Annotated in this window: 11 protein-coding genes; 7 read left to right on the forward strand and 4 right to left on the reverse strand. The window is 66.3% G+C overall.

The features are described 5' to 3' along the window. The first annotated feature begins 13 nt into the window (after positions 1-13). From ADBZ6K_RS18200 to ADBZ6K_RS18230, 7 genes are all read left to right on the forward strand, one after another. On the forward strand, positions 14-1,564 hold the full coding sequence (locus ADBZ6K_RS18200; protein WP_526349198.1) for an MCE family protein: 1,551 nt from the start codon (positions 14-16) through the stop codon (positions 1,562-1,564). Then, positions 1,534-2,253: an Rv1363c family protein gene (locus ADBZ6K_RS18205; RefSeq protein ID WP_526349200.1), complete on the forward strand. Its 720-nt coding sequence runs from the start codon at positions 1,534-1,536 to the stop codon at positions 2,251-2,253. Before ADBZ6K_RS18200 ends, ADBZ6K_RS18205 begins: the two co-directional genes overlap by 31 nt. Beyond that, positions 2,250-3,233 (forward strand): RDD family protein, encoded by a 984-nt coding sequence (locus ADBZ6K_RS18210; RefSeq protein WP_526349202.1) that lies wholly within the window; start codon positions 2,250-2,252, stop codon positions 3,231-3,233. The genes ADBZ6K_RS18205 and ADBZ6K_RS18210 overlap by 4 nt, the downstream gene beginning before the upstream one ends. Continuing rightward, on the forward strand, positions 3,230-3,787 hold the full coding sequence (locus ADBZ6K_RS18215; RefSeq protein WP_526349204.1) for an Rv1363c family protein: 558 nt from the start codon (positions 3,230-3,232) through the stop codon (positions 3,785-3,787). The genes ADBZ6K_RS18210 and ADBZ6K_RS18215 overlap by 4 nt, the downstream gene beginning before the upstream one ends. Positions 3,788-3,924: 137 nt before the next feature. Continuing rightward, complete coding sequence (locus tag ADBZ6K_RS18220; RefSeq protein ID WP_526349278.1) at positions 3,925-4,884, forward strand: mammalian cell entry protein; 960 nt, start codon at positions 3,925-3,927, stop codon at positions 4,882-4,884. 17 nt (positions 4,885-4,901) lie between these two features. After that, on the forward strand, positions 4,902-5,600 hold the full coding sequence (locus tag ADBZ6K_RS18225) for a YoaK family protein (RefSeq protein ID WP_526349206.1): 699 nt from the start codon (positions 4,902-4,904) through the stop codon (positions 5,598-5,600). A gap of 51 nt (positions 5,601-5,651) precedes the next feature. Continuing rightward, complete coding sequence (locus ADBZ6K_RS18230) at positions 5,652-6,446, forward strand: fructosamine kinase family protein (protein WP_526349280.1); 795 nt, start codon at positions 5,652-5,654, stop codon at positions 6,444-6,446. On the opposite strand, the gene ADBZ6K_RS18235 is transcribed toward ADBZ6K_RS18230, so the two are convergent. The 4 genes from ADBZ6K_RS18235 to ADBZ6K_RS18250 form a co-directional block, all read right to left on the reverse strand. After that, complete coding sequence (locus ADBZ6K_RS18235) at positions 6,443-8,191, reverse strand: hypothetical protein (RefSeq protein ID WP_526349208.1); 1,749 nt, start codon at positions 8,189-8,191, stop codon at positions 6,443-6,445. The two genes, ADBZ6K_RS18230 and ADBZ6K_RS18235, sit on opposite strands and share 4 nt — an antisense overlap. A gap of 169 nt (positions 8,192-8,360) precedes the next feature. Continuing rightward, entirely contained in the window at positions 8,361-11,531 is a 3,171-nt protein-coding gene (locus ADBZ6K_RS18240; protein WP_526349210.1) for an ATP-binding protein, read from the reverse strand. 118 nt (positions 11,532-11,649) lie between these two features. Continuing rightward, positions 11,650-13,221 (reverse strand): GMC oxidoreductase, encoded by a 1,572-nt coding sequence (locus ADBZ6K_RS18245; protein WP_526349212.1) that lies wholly within the window; start codon positions 13,219-13,221, stop codon positions 11,650-11,652. After that, positions 13,218-16,598 (reverse strand): alpha/beta fold hydrolase, encoded by a 3,381-nt coding sequence (locus ADBZ6K_RS18250; protein ID WP_526349214.1) that lies wholly within the window; start codon positions 16,596-16,598, stop codon positions 13,218-13,220. The genes ADBZ6K_RS18245 and ADBZ6K_RS18250 overlap by 4 nt, the downstream gene beginning before the upstream one ends. Positions 16,599-16,623: the final 25 nt, after the last annotated feature.

The raw sequence follows: 16,623 nt of genomic DNA on the forward strand, positions 1-16,623 counted from the left end.
TGATCCGAAGGTGATGCTCACCCGCTTCGTCAAGGCGCAGTTGGCTCTGTTCACGGTCTTGACGTTGATCGCGCTGGCGACGTTGTTGGTGTACTACCTGCGGGTGCCGAGCCTGGCCGGGGTGGGGCAGTACACGCTGCACGCCGATCTGCCGCGGTCGGGCGGGCTGTACGCCTCGGCCAACGTCACCTATCGGGGCACCACCATCGGCAAGGTCACCGCGGTGGAACCGACGGCGACGGGTGCGCGGGTGACGATGAGCATCGACAGCGGCTTCCGGATTCCCGCCGACGCCAGGGCCGATGTGCACTCGGTGTCGGCGATCGGTGAGCAGTACCTGGACCTGGTGGCCACGGGCGAGTCGGGTCAGTACCTCGGCGACGGCCAGCCGGTGGCCGCGGGCACCATCCCCAGCGAGATCGGACCCGCGCTCGATCAGGCCGAGCGTGGCTTCGCGGTGTTGCCGAAGGAGAAGATCGATGCGCTGCTGACCGAGACGTCGCAGGCGGTCGGTGGTCTGGGGCCCGCGCTGCAGCGGCTGGTCGATTCGAGTACCAACATCGCGCAGGGGTTCAGGGACAACATCGACCCCGTCAACGACATCATCGCCAACGCCGCCCCCATCCTGGACAGCCAGGTCAACTCCGGCGATGCGATCGAACGCTGGTCACGCAACCTGAACACCCTGGCCGCCCAAGCCGCCGAACAGGACCGGGCGCTGCGCAGCGGACTGCAGCAGGCCGCCCCCACCGCCGACCAGCTCAACGCGGTGTTCAGCGGGGTGCGCGAGGCGCTGCCGCAGACCCTGGCCAACGTCGCCGTCGTCGCGGACATGCTCAAGCGCTACAACAAGGGCCTCGAGCAGGGCCTGGTGGCCCTCCCGGAGGGTGCCACGATGCTCGAGATGGGCACCATCTTCCCCGATGAGGGCCTGCTGCATGTCTCCCTCACAGCGCTGGGACAACCCCCGTCCTGCCTGACGGGGTTCCTGCCCGCATCGCAGTGGCGCTCACCCGCCGACACCAGCACCGCGCCGCTGGAGTCCGGGCTGTACTGCAAGATCCCCCAGGACTTTCAGGGCAACGCGGTGCGGGGGGCGCGCAACTATCCGTGCGCCGACGTGCCGGGTAAGCGGGCGGCCTCCCCGCGGGAGTGCCGCAGCGACGAACCGTATGTGCCGCTGGGCACCAACCCGTGGTACGGCGACCCCAACCAGATCCGCAACTGCCCGGCGCCGGCGGCGCGCTGCGATCAGCCGGTCGAACCGGGCCTGGTGATCCCCGCGCCGACGGTCAACACCGGGATGAATCCCCTTCCCGCCGACCGGCTGCCGCCGAGCCCGGCCCCGATCAGCGACCCGTTGACCTTCCCCGGGCAGGGCACGGTCACGTGCAGTGGACAGCAACCCAACCCGTGCATCTACACTCCGGCACCAGGGACGACCGCGATCTACAACCCGGCCAGCGGTGAGGTCGTCGGACCCGACGGCGTCAAGTACTCCGTGAGCAATTCGAACAACCCAGGAGACAACGGATGGAAGGAGATGCTGGCACCCGCCGGCTGAACCCCACTGAGCCCGATGGTATGTGTGCTCCTGACGTCGAAGCTCCCGTTCACGACGAGAAGCATGACGAGATGCCAGACGCGCCGTCGGCGGAATCGCTGGACGAGTCCGTCGGCGCGGCCGTGTTGAACGAGGCGAGCGAAGATTTCCCCGCAGCGGACGACGGGACCGACATCGACCAGCGACGTCCGTCGCGGCTGGGCCGCGGCTGGGCCGTCGCGGTGTGCGCCGGGTTGGTGCTGCTGGCGGCGGGTGCGGCGACGGCCGGCTATCTGGCGTTGCGCACCAACGGCGAAAGCCAGGTGATGGCCCGCGATGACGCGGCGGCGGTCGCGGCGGCCAAGGACTGCATCGCGGCCACCCACGCGCCCGATGTCGCGGCGATGTCGGCGAGCCAGGCCAAGATCGTGGAATGCTCGACGGGTGCGTTCGGGGCGCAGGCGGCGCTGTACAGCGGGATCCTGGTCGACGCCTACCAGGCCGCCGACGTCAGGGTCCAAGTCTCGGATATGCGCGCGGCCGTCGAGAAACACAACACCGACGGGTCCATCGACGTGCTGGTCGCCGTCCGCGTGAAGGTCACCAATTCGGCGATCGCCGATCAGGAGCAGGGGTATCGGCTGCGGGTCCAGATGGCGCCCGCAGACGGGACCTACAAGATCTCCAAACTCGATCAGGTCACGTCGTGACGGCGGTGCTCGACGCCGACGTGAAGCCGCCCGACGCGCCGACAGACGAGCCGACCGCCGCGGTCATGCGGGGAGCCTGGCCGGCCAGGGCGGGAGCGTTCGCGGTGGACACGCTGCCCGGCGTCGCCGTGGTCGCGACGACGGCGCTGCTCGCGTTGGCGTCGCCGCAGTGGGGATGGCTGTGGTGGGCGCAAACCGCCGTCGCCGTCATCGCCGTCGTGCTCGTCGCCATCAACCGGGTGCTGCTGCCCGTCGCGAAGGGATGGAGCCTCGGCAGGGCGATCTTCGGGCTTCGCGTGGTCCGGAGTGACGGTGCGCCCGTCGGCATCGGCCGACTGCTCATCCGCGACGCGGCACATCTGCTCGACACCGCGGCGCTGTTCCTCGGATGGTTGTGGCCGCTGTGGGACCGTCGTGGCCGCACGTTCGCCGACATGCTGGTCGACACCGAGGTACATTCGGCACCGCCGCCGGCGCGGGATGCGCGCCGGCTCACCGTCACCGTCCTGGTCGCCGCGGCGCTGGCCTGCGTGGCTGCGGTTGGGCTGACCTATCAGGTGGTGTACCGGCAGGACAGGGCGCTGGACCAGGCCCGCGACGAGATCGCCGTGCAGGGGCCGAGGATCGTCGAGCAGATGCTCAGCTACGGAATCGACACCATGCCCGAGGATTTCGCGAGGGCACAGTCGCTGGCCACCGACGCCTACCGCCCGCAGCTGGCGGCCCAGCAGGAGGCGGTTCAGCAGGGGGCCGCGACAACCAACGAGTACTGGGCGGTGAGTAGTGCGGTGCTCTCGGTGGCGAAAGACCGCTCCACGATGCTGATGGCCATGCAGGGCCAGCGGGGCGTCGATCCCGCGGATCTGCGGTTCATCACCGCCACCGTACGGGTGGACTTCGTGAGAAGCCGCGACGGCGGCTGGCTCGTCGACAATCTCACCGTTCTCACCAAGCCGCGGCTGAACGGGGCAGGCCAATGAGTCCGCGCCGGAGGATCCCCGAGGACGAGTCGGAGTTCTTCGACGCCCCCCTTCCGCCGCGCCCGCCCCGGCGCTGGGGGCTCGCCGTCATCGCCGGTGCGGCGTCGTTGGTGTTGGCGGCGGCGCTGGCCGCGAGCACGTTCATCCTTATTCGGCACGAGACCGACCGCAGGACCCAGCTGCAGGATGCCTCGGTGCTCGGTTACGTGCGCGGGTTCATGACGGCGTACACGACGCTGGATCCCTTCCACGCCAACGACTACGCGGACCGCATCGTGGCGCAGGGCACCGGTGATTTCGCCAAGATGTTCAACGAGAAGATGAATGAGATCGTCGTGCAGGTCGCACGGGCAGAGCCGACCACGGGCACCGTCCTGGAGGCCGGTGTGCAACGGTGGAACGACAACGGCAGCGCCGATGTGCTGGTGGCGACGAAGACCACCGCCGCCTCGCCCGATGGAAAGTCGACGGTCGAGAGCGGAAGCCGTTGGGTTGCAACGGCTGTTCAGGAAGGACAGCAGTGGAAGATCAGCCAGCTGATTCAGGTGATCTGACCACCGAGCCCGCCCCGGCGCGGCGTCGTCACCGCATGCCGCTGAAGCGTCGGTTGACCACCGAGACCAGCGACGACGGGTCGCAAACAGCGGGGGAGGCCGTTTCCGAGGACGCTCCTGAGCCTGCGGTTGAGGCGATTGAGGACGCGCGCGCCGAAACAGCATCCGCCGGCACCGAATCCACCGCCCCCGAGAACGGGCGCCGGTGGGGATTCTTGCGCCGGTTGTCCCGGCGGCGTGCCGTGTCACCGGAATCGAACCTCCAGGATGGCCTCCACGATGATTCTGAAGCGCAGCAATCCACGGACGATGCGGCACCGACGGCGGATGTGACGCCGGCGCCCCGAACTCCGATGGGTAAGGCGGGCCGTGCGTCGCGGAGCGTGGTGCCCGCCGAGAGCGTCGGGGAGGTGGCCGATGAAAGCCTCGGGGAGGTGCCCGGCGAGGGCACAGCCGCCGAGGACGCCGCCGACGAGAGTTCCGTCGTCGACACCGGCGCGGAATCGGATGCGGAACCGCCCGAGCCGGACGGGGACGCGGGCGAAACCGACACATCCGCACCGCAGCTGCTGCCCCACCGGCCCGCGGGCACCCGGCTGCAGGTCGCGGTGGCCGCCGCGGCGGTCCTGTTCGTCGCGGGCGGGGCGTTCGCGGGTGCGACACTGCAGCCCTACCTGGCCGACCGTGCCGCCGTGGACACGAAGGTCGACGTCGCACGTACGGCCGCCGAGGCGATCACGACCCTGTGGAGCTACACCCCCGACGATATGGACACGCTCGCCGACCGGGCGTCGCATTTCCTCGGCGGGGACTTCGCGACCGAGTACCGGAGGTACATCGACGCCATCGTGGAGACGAACAAGCAGGCGCAGGTGACCAATTCGACGCAGGTGCTGGGTGCGGCGGTCGAGTCGCTCAGCGCGGCCGAGGCCACGGCGATCGTGTACACGAACTCCGTGTCCACCAGCCCGGTTTCGAAGAACATTCCCTCACTGCGCTACCTGTCCTACCGGCTCACCCTGCAGCGGGAGGACGCGACGTGGTTGATCACCCGGATGAACGCGGTCACGCAACTGGATCTCACGCCGCAGTTGTAGCGGGGAGACCGTAGGGCATGCCCGTTACGTCACCGGTTACCGACCGCTCGACGGTCGTGGCGCTGCTGTTGCTGACGTTCGCGACGGGACTTGTCGACGCGATCGGCGTGCTGGTGCTCGGCCACGTCTTCGTCGCCAACATGACCGGTAACGTCATCTTCCTGGGATTCTGGCTGGTCCCGCACACCACCGTGGATCTGACCGCGGCGCTGGTCGCATTCGTCAGTTTCGTGGCAGGCACCGTGCTGGGGGGACGGCTGTCGCGCCTGCTCGACGCCGACGCACGCCGCTGGCTGACCATCGCGCTTGGCGCGGAAGTGCTTGTGTTGCTCGGCTTGTCGATCCTGGCCGGTGCGGGGGTACTGGACTACCACGACAACACCAAACTGATCCTGGTCGCGGGGCTGGCGGTGGTGTTCGGCAGCCAGAACGCCGCGGCGCGCCAATTCGGCATCCAGGAACTCAGCACCACCGTGCTGACATCGACGATCGTCGGTATCGGTATGGACAGTCGGCTGGCCGGCGGCACCGGGCATCGCGAAAAGCTGCGGATATCTGTGGTTCTCACGATGTGCACCGGGGCGGCGGTGGGCGCGACGATGTCCCGGTTCACCGTCGCGCCGGTCATCGCGCTGGCCGCCGTGGTGGTGGCGATCAGCGCGGCGGCCTTCCGCTTCGGCCCGCCGCGCCGTGACGATGCGGCCGCGAGCGGTTAGCGTGAAACGGGTGTTGGCGTCGGGACCGGGTGCTGCCCGGTGTAATGGGTGTTGATGGACTTCGTCAAGCGCAATTCCGCTGCGCCGCCGGGCTTCTTCGCGCTGGAGGCCGAGGGCCTGCGCTGGCTGGCGGTCGACGGGGGCGTGCGCTGCGCACGGGTGCTGGCCGTCGAAGAGCATGCGCTGACACTGGAACGGCTGGACACCGCCGCGCCGTCGCGGGTCGCCGCCCGCGATTTCGGTGTCCGCCTGGCGGTGACACACGACGCCGGTGCGCCGTCCTTCGGCGCCGGGCCCGAAGGCTGGACGGGTGCGGGATATTTCGGCCCGCTGACCCACCCGCTGCCGATGTCGCTGACCGGCCACGATCGCTGGGGCGCGTTCTACGCCGAGGAGAGGCTGACGCCGATGGCCCACCGTGCGGCGCCCCGGTTGGGCGCGAGCGCCCGCGCGGCCGTCGACGCGGTGATCGAGCGTTGCGGTGCAGGTGACTTCGACGGCTTTGACGAGTGTGACAATGGCGATCGCCCGGCCCGGCTGCACGGTGACCTGTGGAGCGGCAACGTGATGTGGACACCGGCCGGTGTGGTGCTGATCGACCCGGCTGCTCACGGCGGACACCGCGAGACCGATCTGGCCATGCTCGCACTGTTCGGCTGCCCGCACCTCGCCGAGGTGTATGCGGGGTATCAGTCGGTGCACCCGTTGGCAAAGGGCTGGCCGGATCGGGTCGGTCTACACCAGCTCTACCCGCTGCTGGCGCACGTGGCGTTGTTCGGCGCGGGCTACGCCGGTGCGACGGAGGCGGCCGCGCGAGGGGCGCTGACAGCGGGTGGCCGGCGCTAGTGCAGCAGCAACGGACCGTCGATCAGTCGGGCGGGAATCGAGCCTGTCCGCGGCTTCAGGTGGGATGCCTCAGGATCCGTTCCGGTGTCGAGATCCCAGTCGTGGCAGACCTTGTCGATGCCGATCGGGTACACCGTTATGCCCTCGACGGTCACCTTCATACGCAGAAAGTTCTTGTAGTTCTCGCACCTGAATGACGAAAAGGCTTCTGTCTCATGACAGCCCAACGTCGTGAAGGTGATGAACAGGTATGCGCCGAACGTCAGTGACCCGATGACAGCACCCATCGCGAGGACGGCGGGAGTCGCGGCGGCAACGGTGGCCACCGGGTCGGTGAGCCCCAGCTCGCGACATACCCATAGCGCTGCCCACGCAATACCGCCCTGGACCAGGATGTGCACCGCCGTGTGTATCAAGCCGATGGCTGCGCGGTATGCCCACCTCTTAGAGGCCGGCAGCCCCTTCGGCACATCGAAGAACGCGGCGAGCATGCCCCACAACAGCAATGCCAGCACGATGCTCTCCGGACTGTGGGAGCCGAGCAACAGCTGACCATAGGATGGTGACGGGTCGTCCTGCAGCGATGCCATATTCGCGAGGAAGAGCAGCACATGGAACACGGCGGGAATGACCATGAACACCGGGTTGAACCAGCCTACGGCCAATGCCCGCGGCGTCAGCGCGCGCGAAGTCGCCTTGTCCGGGTAGCGGCTCTGCAGAACTAAAGGCTCTCGTTCTTCGTTCGCCAGCGGGGTGGCGGCCGACGCGGGCTGTGGTGTGGGCACCTGCACTTCTTCTTCAAGTTTGTGTGTCGCCGCGAGGAACGCGCCACCACCGCCCGCCGTAAGTCGAATTCGTTGCAATCCAGGGGAATCAGCCGGGGCGGCGTCGTAGCGGGCATAGTGGTGTTTGTCACCGGAGATCATCAACACCGTGGTGACATCGTCAGGCACGAGCACCTTCTCGACGAACCGAAGGTTGTCGTACGCGTGGGGATCGTCCGCTACGTCGGCCCAGCTCGGCTTGGCGGTGCACAGGATCAGGCGGTCTCCTGGCGCCATATCGCGCCGTGCGCGTAGAAAGTAGTCCATTTGAGCGACGTCGACATACGCGCCATTTTGAATGTCGATGCCCCACAACCAGTATGGGCCGGGCAGGTCTACCGCGAAATAACTGCGGGTCTGGGTGAGTCTGCGCCCGCCGATCCACCCGCCTTGAGCGAACATCCGCATGAAGCCGGTGAGCCCGTCATACCAGTCGTGGTTTCCTGGGATCGCCAACATGTGAAACCGCTCGCTGCGATTCGCCGGTGATTCGCACCATGGCATGGCGGCCCGGTACGGACCGCGGAAGCGATCCTCGTACTCCTTGGCTGTCGCATACGGATAGACCTGATCACCGCCGAGGACGAGCAGATCGCCACGCGGAAGCTCGTTCTCGAAGTTGTCGGGTTTGATGCAGCGCTGAGACACCGACCAGGCCACGGTGTATGTCGCATCGAACCCGTCGGCGGTGTCGGCGACGAAGTCGATCCATACCGCCTCATCGAGGGCGTCGATCCGCAGAACATCAGCGTCGAGGGACTGCTGCAACTCGCGTTTGTCGAGGTAGTCTCCCAGCGCCAGCGACAGGACGACCTTCGCAGCGGTTCTGGCCAGGTTCGGCGGGCTGAACCATTGCACCGCCTTACGTTTGTCGAAACCCAACTCGGCCTTGCTATTCGGTCTTGCCGGCGGCAACGGCATATCGGAACCTCCCCCAAGGCTTCGGACGTACCCCACACACTTATATCGGGATCACGCGGTCTCGCGGATACTCAGGCGGGAATCGTTCGTGAATGGGGTAGGGCACTACTCACCATATGAGCGGGGGCATGATGAGCGGGGCGAGATGAGCAACGGCAGGATGCGCCCGTCACACCATCGCGTTGGCGGTGGCGATGTGGCCCTCGTATCCGCACGCTTTGGCCATGGTCCGGTACAGGTCGACGGAATTGCGGAATCCGACTGCATCGCCGCGGGCCCGCGCCAAGAGCGCGCGGAGCAGCAACACGGTAACCTGCCGGATCGCCAGCCCGGCATCGGATCTGCCGCCTTCGAGGCGGTGGATGGCTTCTTCGGCTTCCCGTCTGTCGGTTTCGTCATTGCGCGCAAGGAGAGCTTCCACAAGTACGCGGGTGGTGTTGTTGCACCACCCGGGTACGCCGATGCGGAACAAGTCGTCGACAGCCGCCCTGATAATCGGAATGGCGCCGTTCAGATCGCCGTTCCTCGCCCGTTCCCGCGCGGAGAAGACGTCGACGACCGGCAATTCGGTGAGCGCATAGCGGCCCTGCGTGCACATCTCACGGATCTCCGCCAGTATCTCCAGACCTCGCCGGCGTTCCTGCGCCTCCTCGCGATGCACCAACAGCAGTCCCAGCGCGCACTGCACCAGCGCCAGGCCGAAGTCGTCGCCCGTCAGCTGCACGGTCTGCAGCGCTTCGGTGATGTGTTGCAGGGCGAGGTCGGTCGGCTGCAGCACACCCGCAGGGATCGCGGGGAGATAGATGTATCCGATCACGACCGCATGCGACAGCGGGTCTGCCCTCCTCGCGATGGCGAGCGCGTGCTCGAAATCTTCCCGCCACACGGACTGTCCCAGGCCCCAGCGAGCGAAGCCACGGGTAGCGGTCGCGACCGCCAACGGCGAACCGAGCACAAGATTGCCCTTTGTGGGATCCCCGGCTGCCAAGTCGATGACGTTCTGAGCCCAGCGCATCACGTCGGACAGCTCGTCGGTTTCGGCCTTGGTATGGATCGCCGCGAACGACAGCGCGATGGCGAGCACCGGTTCACTGATCGAATCGATGACGCCCATGTATTCCGAAGCGAGCGCGGACGCTTCGCGAAGCTCGGCCCTGTTGACGTGCTCCATGACCAGGCCGGCCATTCCGATCGCCAGCGACGCCTTGTCGCCGGCCTGTTCGCACAGTTGCCGCAGCTCGTCGAACAGGTCGCCGGAAATACTGGCGTGCACTCGCCACGCATTCCCGCACAGCAGGGTGCGCGGGGCGATGCGCATGGTTGTCCGCGCCGGGTCGTCGGCAGGCAGCGCGTCGGCGACGCGGCGGGCGCTCTCCCAGCTCAGGCGCGCGGCGGCGATGTCGAGATTGCCCGACCACCCGCCGGCGCGCATGTGCCACCCGTATGCCTCGTGCAGATCGCCTGCCGCCTCGAAGTGCTCGGCGATCATCGCGGCGTTCTTGTCGGCCGCCGCTGGCGCCCCGTGTTCGATTGCGGCGGCAAGGCGCCGGTGCAAATCGGCTCGATCCGAACGCAGCTGCGTCTCGTATGCAACAGCCCGGATGAGCGGGTGATGGAACACGAACTCCTCGCGCGGGGTGATCTGCACTCGGTCGACGAGCTCGGCCGCGATGAGGTCGTCAAGCATCGGGCGTTCGACGAGTACGCCGAGGAGCTCGGCGTCGAAACGCAAGCCGATCACCGAGGCAGCGCTTATCGTCCGTTTGGCCGCGCGTTGAAGTCGGTCGATGCGGGCGGCGATGGTCGTCTGCAAGGTCGCCGGAACCGATACCTCCGCAGCATCTTCCGCTGATACGTACGCGCCCCGACGGCCTTGCAGTACGCCGCGTTCCACGAGGTCACGCAGGATCTCCTGGGCGAAGAAGGGGTTACCCGCGGCTCGGGCAATGATCGTCTTCTGCAGATCGGCGACAGACGGATCCGGCCCGGTCATGTCGGAGATCATCGCCGAGATGTCTGAATCATGCAGCGGCGTAAGCACGATGGTCTGTGCGGTAGTTATTGCCGCCAACCGGCCGCGATATTCCGGCCGGTGGGTGATGAGCACGACCACCGGTGTCTGCGGAACGACCACCATGAAGTCCGCCAGCATCGAGTCGCTGACGTCGTCGATCCAGTGAACGTCTTCGATGACGTAGACGGCCGGTCGTCTTCGGTGCAGCTGGGCGGCCTTGACCAGCGCAGTCAACCGGCGGCGCCGCGCGTCGGGATCGATCTTCGGCAGCACTGCACCCGGTTGGCCGATGCCGAGAAGGTCTTCGAACAACACCACGTCCGACTCGTCGGCATCGTGGATGCGGGCCCGCAGCTGTATTCGCGCCGCCTCGTCGTCGAGCTCGGTCACGCCGAACGCGGACCGAAGCAGCCGGATCGCCAGATGAAACGGGACGTCGCCGGCATGGGATTCGCAGAAGGCCCAGTACACGTCGACGCCACGTCCGGCCGCCGACGCCGCTGCCTCTCGCGTGAGCCGACTCTTGCCGATCCCCGGCGAGCCCACAATGCGAGCGATACTTCCGTGGCCGTCCGCCGACCGCTCGAGCAGAGCGTCCAATGCGCTCACTTCCCACCGTCTGCCCACGAACTTCGACTCAGTGCGCTGGATCGGGTGACACTCGGTGTCGATCCGATTCAAACGGCGAGCGGGTACCGGGACGTCGCTGCCCTTGATGTGAACAAGCTCGGCGGGGCCGAGCACCGCCTTGTGCTCAACAAGCTTGGCGGTCGACTCGCTGATGGTCACCCCGCCAGGCGGGGCGATCGACTCCATGCGCTGGGCCATCCCGACATGTTGGCCCACTGCCGTGTAGGTCAGCGGATGGGAACCGAGCCCTCCGGTGATCACTTGCCCGGAGTTGAGTCCGATCCGCAACCGCAGATCGACGCGGTCACTGGAGCGCACCACTTCAGCGAGCCGGCCCGCTGCCTTCTGAATGTCCAGTGCCGCCAGGCACGCCCTGAGCGCGTGGTCTTCCTGGGCCACCGGGGCCCCGAACAGCGCCATGATGCCGTCACCGGTGAACTTGTCGACCGTGCCGCCGTAGCGCAGAACGACCTCGGACGCGCGCTCGAAGAGCTCGGTCAGTACCTCACGAAGCCGCTCGGCCCCCAGCAACTCCGCCATCCGCATCGAATGCACCAGGTCGGCGAACAGGACGGTCACCTGTTTGTACTCGGCGGCATCCGGCTCATGGGGGATGGGAGTGCCGCAGGCATCGCAGAAGCGCGCTTCTGCACGCAACGTCGTGCCGCACATCGTGCACACGCTGGCCCCCGCCATCCGAAAACCCGCCGTTCCTGCCAATCGGGCTACCGATTCGCTAAGAATAAGGCTTCGCGGAGAACCGCCGTATTCATTACCGACGAATTCTGCGCTCATCCCCGACGGGACATGGGTTTCAGAAGCTGGCAACCACCGCGTCGGCAGTTCGCTCAGCGAGAGCCGAGATGGTCATGACCGGGTGGAAGCCGATCGATGTGGGAACCACTGACCCGTCGGCGACGAACAAGCCGCGATAGCCGTGCACCTCGCCCTCGGGTGACACCACACCCGTACCGGGGCCGACCGAAATCGCACAACCTCCGAGAGGATGCACGGTGACGATGCGGCGGAACGCATTCCAGATGACAATGGGGGCAAACTTGCCGCGATAGTAGGTGGCGACGTCGGCCATTGCCTGTTGTTGGCGCTCGACAAGGTCTGCGTTCTCACGGTGGTAATCCCAGACCACGTCGAGGCCGTGGGAAGTGAGTTGCAGCCGGCCGTTCGCGTTATCGCGTCCGATGCCGAACAGGTTCGTCGAATGCCGCCAGTCCAGTTTGCCCGGGGCCAGGTACTTGAGCGGCCACGACAGCAGACCGTGTGCGAACATCTGCGGAACCGCCTTCGGCAGTGCCCGCCACAGCACCGGACCAAACGGCCGAAGCGCTCGCGCCGACGGCTGGCCGAAGGTGGCCAGAGCTTTCATCACCCCTTCGTTGAAGGTGGGCGCCGCAAGGGTGAATCCCGGTTCCCGATCGAAGAACTGCATGACGGAGGTGACGTCGGGGCCGCGCTCTGGGTGCAGGTCGTAGCTTGCCTTGTGGATGGAACCGAGGAAATCGCCGTTGGCCGAGAATCCCAGGCCCAGTCTCGAGCTCAGCATCGGAAGCGACCTGTGCACATCTCGGTTGCGCAGCAACAGTTCGTTCGTTCCAAGGGTGCCCGCGGCTAGCACGACACGCTTGGCCACCGTGACTTCCTCCACGCCCGTGATCACATCTCGGTGCGTCACTGCGTATCCGGCTGCCACGGGGTTCAGGCCGACGACCAGCCTGCCCGGCCGCACCGTAGCACCGAGGCGCTCCGCCTCGGCGAGATAGGTGGTGTCGGCGGTCCGTTTGGCGCCGACGCGGCAACCGAACTCGCACTCCGCCCGAAACTGGCACCGGGGATGCGAATGTCCCGAGTCGCCGGAGTACCCGGGCCACTGGACGGCTTCATCCGGGTCGAATACCAGCCGCCGCATGCTGATACCGGCGCTGTGAAAGACGTCCCTCTTGGGAAGACGTGCATCATGCGGCAACGGCGCGACGGCAAGCATATGTGCGACACGTGCGTAGTACGGCTCGAGTCCGGCGCGGTCCGTACCCCGAGGCCAGCGGGGGTCTTCGAAGACGTTCGCATGCGGCCGCACGTTGACGTTCGCGTACACCAACGAGCCGCCGCCGACGCCCGACGCGACGACGCATCCGAGAGCAGAGAAGAACCGAAGGTCGTAGAGTCCGATGGCCTGTCCACCCCGGCGCCTGCGCCAGAACAGGGCGTCGATGTCGGTGACGTCACGAGGGAAATCGCCTGGGGCATAACGACGTCCCCGTTCGAGCACCATCACCCGGCGGCCGGCCTGCGCGAGTCGGCAGGCGCTGATCGAGCCGCCGAAGCCCGAACCGACCACCACGGCGTCCACCGGTGGCGACGCCGTCCTCATGGCGTGGCCGTGGGCTCTAGACCCTGCAGGATGAGTGGATAGACATCGCGCACCGCGTTCTTGCCGAAGATGCAGTCGATATGGCCGTAGCTCGGGACGACGTGTCGGCGGTAGTAGGACGGCCCGTTGGCGGCCGTCAGCACGTCCATGGTCCGCTGCGTGCTCTCCGGCAGGAAGCAGGCGTTCTGTTCGCCGTGAACAATGGTGAGCGGCAGCGCCAATCGCTGCAGATTCGGCATGTAGCAGTCCGCACCGCTGGCGCCAACGAGCTGGCCGCGACGGACGATCGTCGCCAGATGGGCGAGGGCCGATGTGTTGACCACGCCGAACATTTCGGCCAGTCCGTCGTCGTGCGTGGATGTGTTCAGCTGCTGATGCTTGTAGAGCAGCGAGTAGAGGAACGTAATACGGTGGCACACCGCGCTTTCGCAGCCTTGGTCGCCCATCGGCCAGAAGTCCAGTGCCCGATCGAACAAGGTGTCCTGCCAGGGCTGACGATCGTTGGCGCGCGTGGTCATCGTGTACAGGCCGAGACGCTCGAGCACCTCGGGCACCCGAAGTCGCGACTTCAGCTGCGTGATGGTGGGCGCGACGACATGGGTGGCGATCTGTGAGCAGACCGCGGCGCGGACGTCCTGCAGTCCTGCCAGCATCGCGCACATGAACGTCGTCGAGCCGAAGCAATGGGCAACCACCTGAACATTCCGTGCATTCGTCTGCTGACGGATCATGTGAACCGCTGCGGGATAGTCGTACTTGGCGACCTCGTCGGCGGTGTGCTGGGTCTGGGACGCCTTGAGGTTGACGCTCGACCGGTAGTCCAGCAGCCAGACGTCAAACCCGTTGCCGCACAGGTACTCGACCAGGTTGGTCTCAATGGTGTCGATCGTGAAGATCTGGCTGGATACGCCGAGACCGTGGGATACCAGGACGGGTCCCTTGCCGCCGCCCTGGAATCGGGTGAGCAACAGGTCGATACCGTCGTCGGTGGTGAACGGGTAGAGCCGAGGTAGCGGCGCCAGCAGCGCGCGCTTCTTACGTGGGGGTCTGCCGGTGGCGATCAACCGGGACGGCGAGGCGACTCCGCCGTAGACATGAGCAAGTTCGGAGGCGAAGAACGTTGCGAATCGGGCCTTGGTCTTGACGATCTCGTCGATGTCGTGGGTGCCCGTCACACGTATGCTGCGTAGCTGCCGGGTGAAGTCCTCGACGCCGATCGTCAGAACACCGCGGGCGACGAGCCGACCTTCGCCCTTGTCGCCATTGTCGCCGTTGTCGGCCTTGTCGCCCTCGAGGATATCGGTGTAGAGGGTGGTGGTGTCGTCCCACATGTCCAAGCCGCGATCGTCGCGAATGTCTTTGCGGCCCTTCAGCAAGTATGTCCTTCCGTCGAGGCAGGTCAGCTTCGCCCGGTAGCGCATGTCGACGGTGCCGACGACGTCGGGGTTGGGCACCAACAGGTTGAAGGTGCCCTGCGACACCTGTATAGGCTCGTCGCAGAGTGCCGGGATGCTGACTGTGCCGATCAAGGCCGCTTCGCGGTAGGGATTGTCGAGGAACGCCTCAAGGTCGTCGACGATAATCGTGAACACGAAGGACATGTCGCTGTTCGCGGCCGCCCGGGCAGCTCTGTAGTCGTTCGGAATCCTGCCGCCGGTCGCCACCCGTCCCGCCATCCGCTCGGTGAAGAGGATGCCGGTCATGGTGGGACGCGGCGGCAACTTCGGGGTCGGTTTGAGGTAGTCGATCTCCCAGTCCCTGTTCTGTGCAAGCAGTTCCGCGTTTCGCTCGGCAAGCGCGCAGATGGTCAGCAGCGGGTTGACACCCAGCGAGGTGGGGATGATGGAGCCGTCGGCGACATACAGGCCCTCGTGGATGCCGTCGCCGAACTCGCCGCGGAAGACTTGGCCCAAGTGGTTGACCACACCGGACTCCGCATTGTCGCCCATCGGGCATCCGCCCAGCGGATGGACCGTGATGAGCTTCCTGCCCAACGCTTTTGACCACACGGGATCGATGATGTACTGGCCCTGCTGTCTGCTTGCGGCGGCTTGCAGGTTGCGGTTTATCGCCTCGAAGATGGGTTTGTCACCGACGTTGTTCCAGACCACCTTCACGTGGTCGTCTGTCAGTTCGAGGGTGCCGTCCGCGCCGTCGTGAGCCATGACGAGATAGGTGAGGGTGTTGTTCATCGCACCGGCCCGAGCCCCGCCGATCGCACTGTGCAGCTGCCGCCAGGCCTCGCCCAACTCGTCGAGTAACCCGCTGTCGGTGTCCTCACCGACCAATTGGTCGGCTGCGGAGAAGACAACCGACAGGTACGGAGCGAGACCTCCTGGGATGGAGCCTTCTTCGATCACCATCCCCTGGTCGAGTTGCCCGTTCCGAAGGTCGATGAGTCCGGTGATGCACGGGCCAACCGGGGGTAGGTCTTCGTGCTGGTGGGAACCCCACCCCATGCCGTTGATCACCTGGTCACCGTTGTACGAGAAGGCCAGCACGTCGCCATTGCCGCTGAACTTCTTCCCGAGCATCTCGGACAGCTCGATTTCCGCGCGGCTGCGCAGCAGGATCTCGGTGGATCCCAGGGTTCCCGCGGCGAGCACCACAATGTCGGCGGTGATCGTCGACATCCGCGCGTCGAATAGCTGTCCGCCCGTGTCGAGGAGTTCGTAGTGGACTGTCCAGCGGCCGTCCGGCGAGTGGCTGAGATGGTGCACGCCCACTTTGGTGAAGACCTTGGCGCCGTTGGCAACCGCGTCGGGCAGGTAGTTCATCAGAACGGTGTTCTTGGCGCCGGTGTTGCAGCCGGACATGCAGTCACCGCACATGTTGCATGTCTTCTGCTGAATGCCTGCGGCGTTGGGGCCATCGTCGAATGTCACGTTGAGCGGTGGCAGCGAGAAGCGCCCGCTGGGCAGTGCTTCGGCGGAGGACCTCAGCGCTCGCAGTTTCGGTAGACCGACGAACTGCGCGGGCAGCTGTTGCGGCCGAAGCATGGCGGTGGCTCGCTCGTAGCCCGCATCGAGTGCCCCTGTCTCCTGCAGTTCTTTCGGCCAACAGTCCCGTTTGAACACGTCGGGATCGGCGGCCAACGAGACGTTGGCATTGATCAGCGATGTCCCGCCGAGGCCGCAGCCCACCAGGACATTCATGTCGTCTCCAGCGCGCATGTCGAAGAGCCCGGTCCGGCTGCCGAGAACCGTGGAGCCGATGTGCACCTGCCCGTTGGTCAAGGCCTCCGGCAGGGTGTCGGGAAACTCACCGGGATGAAGTTCACGGCCCCGTTCCAGCACCCACACCTGCCGGCCGGCTCGTGCCAGCCGCGACGCGGTGATCGCCCCGCCGTAGCCCGAGCCGATCACCGCAATCGACACGTGGCCGGACAGTTCGGTGAGCGGC

The sequence above is a fragment of the Mycobacterium sp. genome (assembly GCF_044223235.1).
Lineage (GTDB): Bacteria > Actinomycetota > Actinomycetes > Mycobacteriales > Mycobacteriaceae > Mycobacterium.

What these genes read in the sequence shown, in the direction of transcription:
- ADBZ6K_RS18200 (WP_526349198.1), top strand. Translation starts at nt 14, where the DNA reads ATGCTCACCCGCTTCGTCAAGGCGCAGTTGGCTCTGTTCACGGTCTTG.
- ADBZ6K_RS18205 (WP_526349200.1), top strand. Translation starts at nt 1,534, where the DNA reads ATGGAAGGAGATGCTGGCACCCGCCGGCTGAACCCCACTGAGCCCGAT.
- ADBZ6K_RS18215 (WP_526349204.1), top strand. Translation starts at nt 3,230, where the DNA reads ATGAGTCCGCGCCGGAGGATCCCCGAGGACGAGTCGGAGTTCTTCGAC.
- ADBZ6K_RS18225 (WP_526349206.1), top strand. Translation starts at nt 4,902, where the DNA reads ATGCCCGTTACGTCACCGGTTACCGACCGCTCGACGGTCGTGGCGCTG.
- ADBZ6K_RS18235 (WP_526349208.1), bottom strand. Translation starts at nt 8,191, where the DNA reads ATGCCGTTGCCGCCGGCAAGACCGAATAGCAAGGCCGAGTTGGGTTTC.
- ADBZ6K_RS18240 (WP_526349210.1), bottom strand. Translation starts at nt 11,531, where the DNA reads ATGGCGGGGGCCAGCGTGTGCACGATGTGCGGCACGACGTTGCGTGCA.
- ADBZ6K_RS18245 (WP_526349212.1), bottom strand. Translation starts at nt 13,221, where the DNA reads ATGAGGACGGCGTCGCCACCGGTGGACGCCGTGGTGGTCGGTTCGGGC.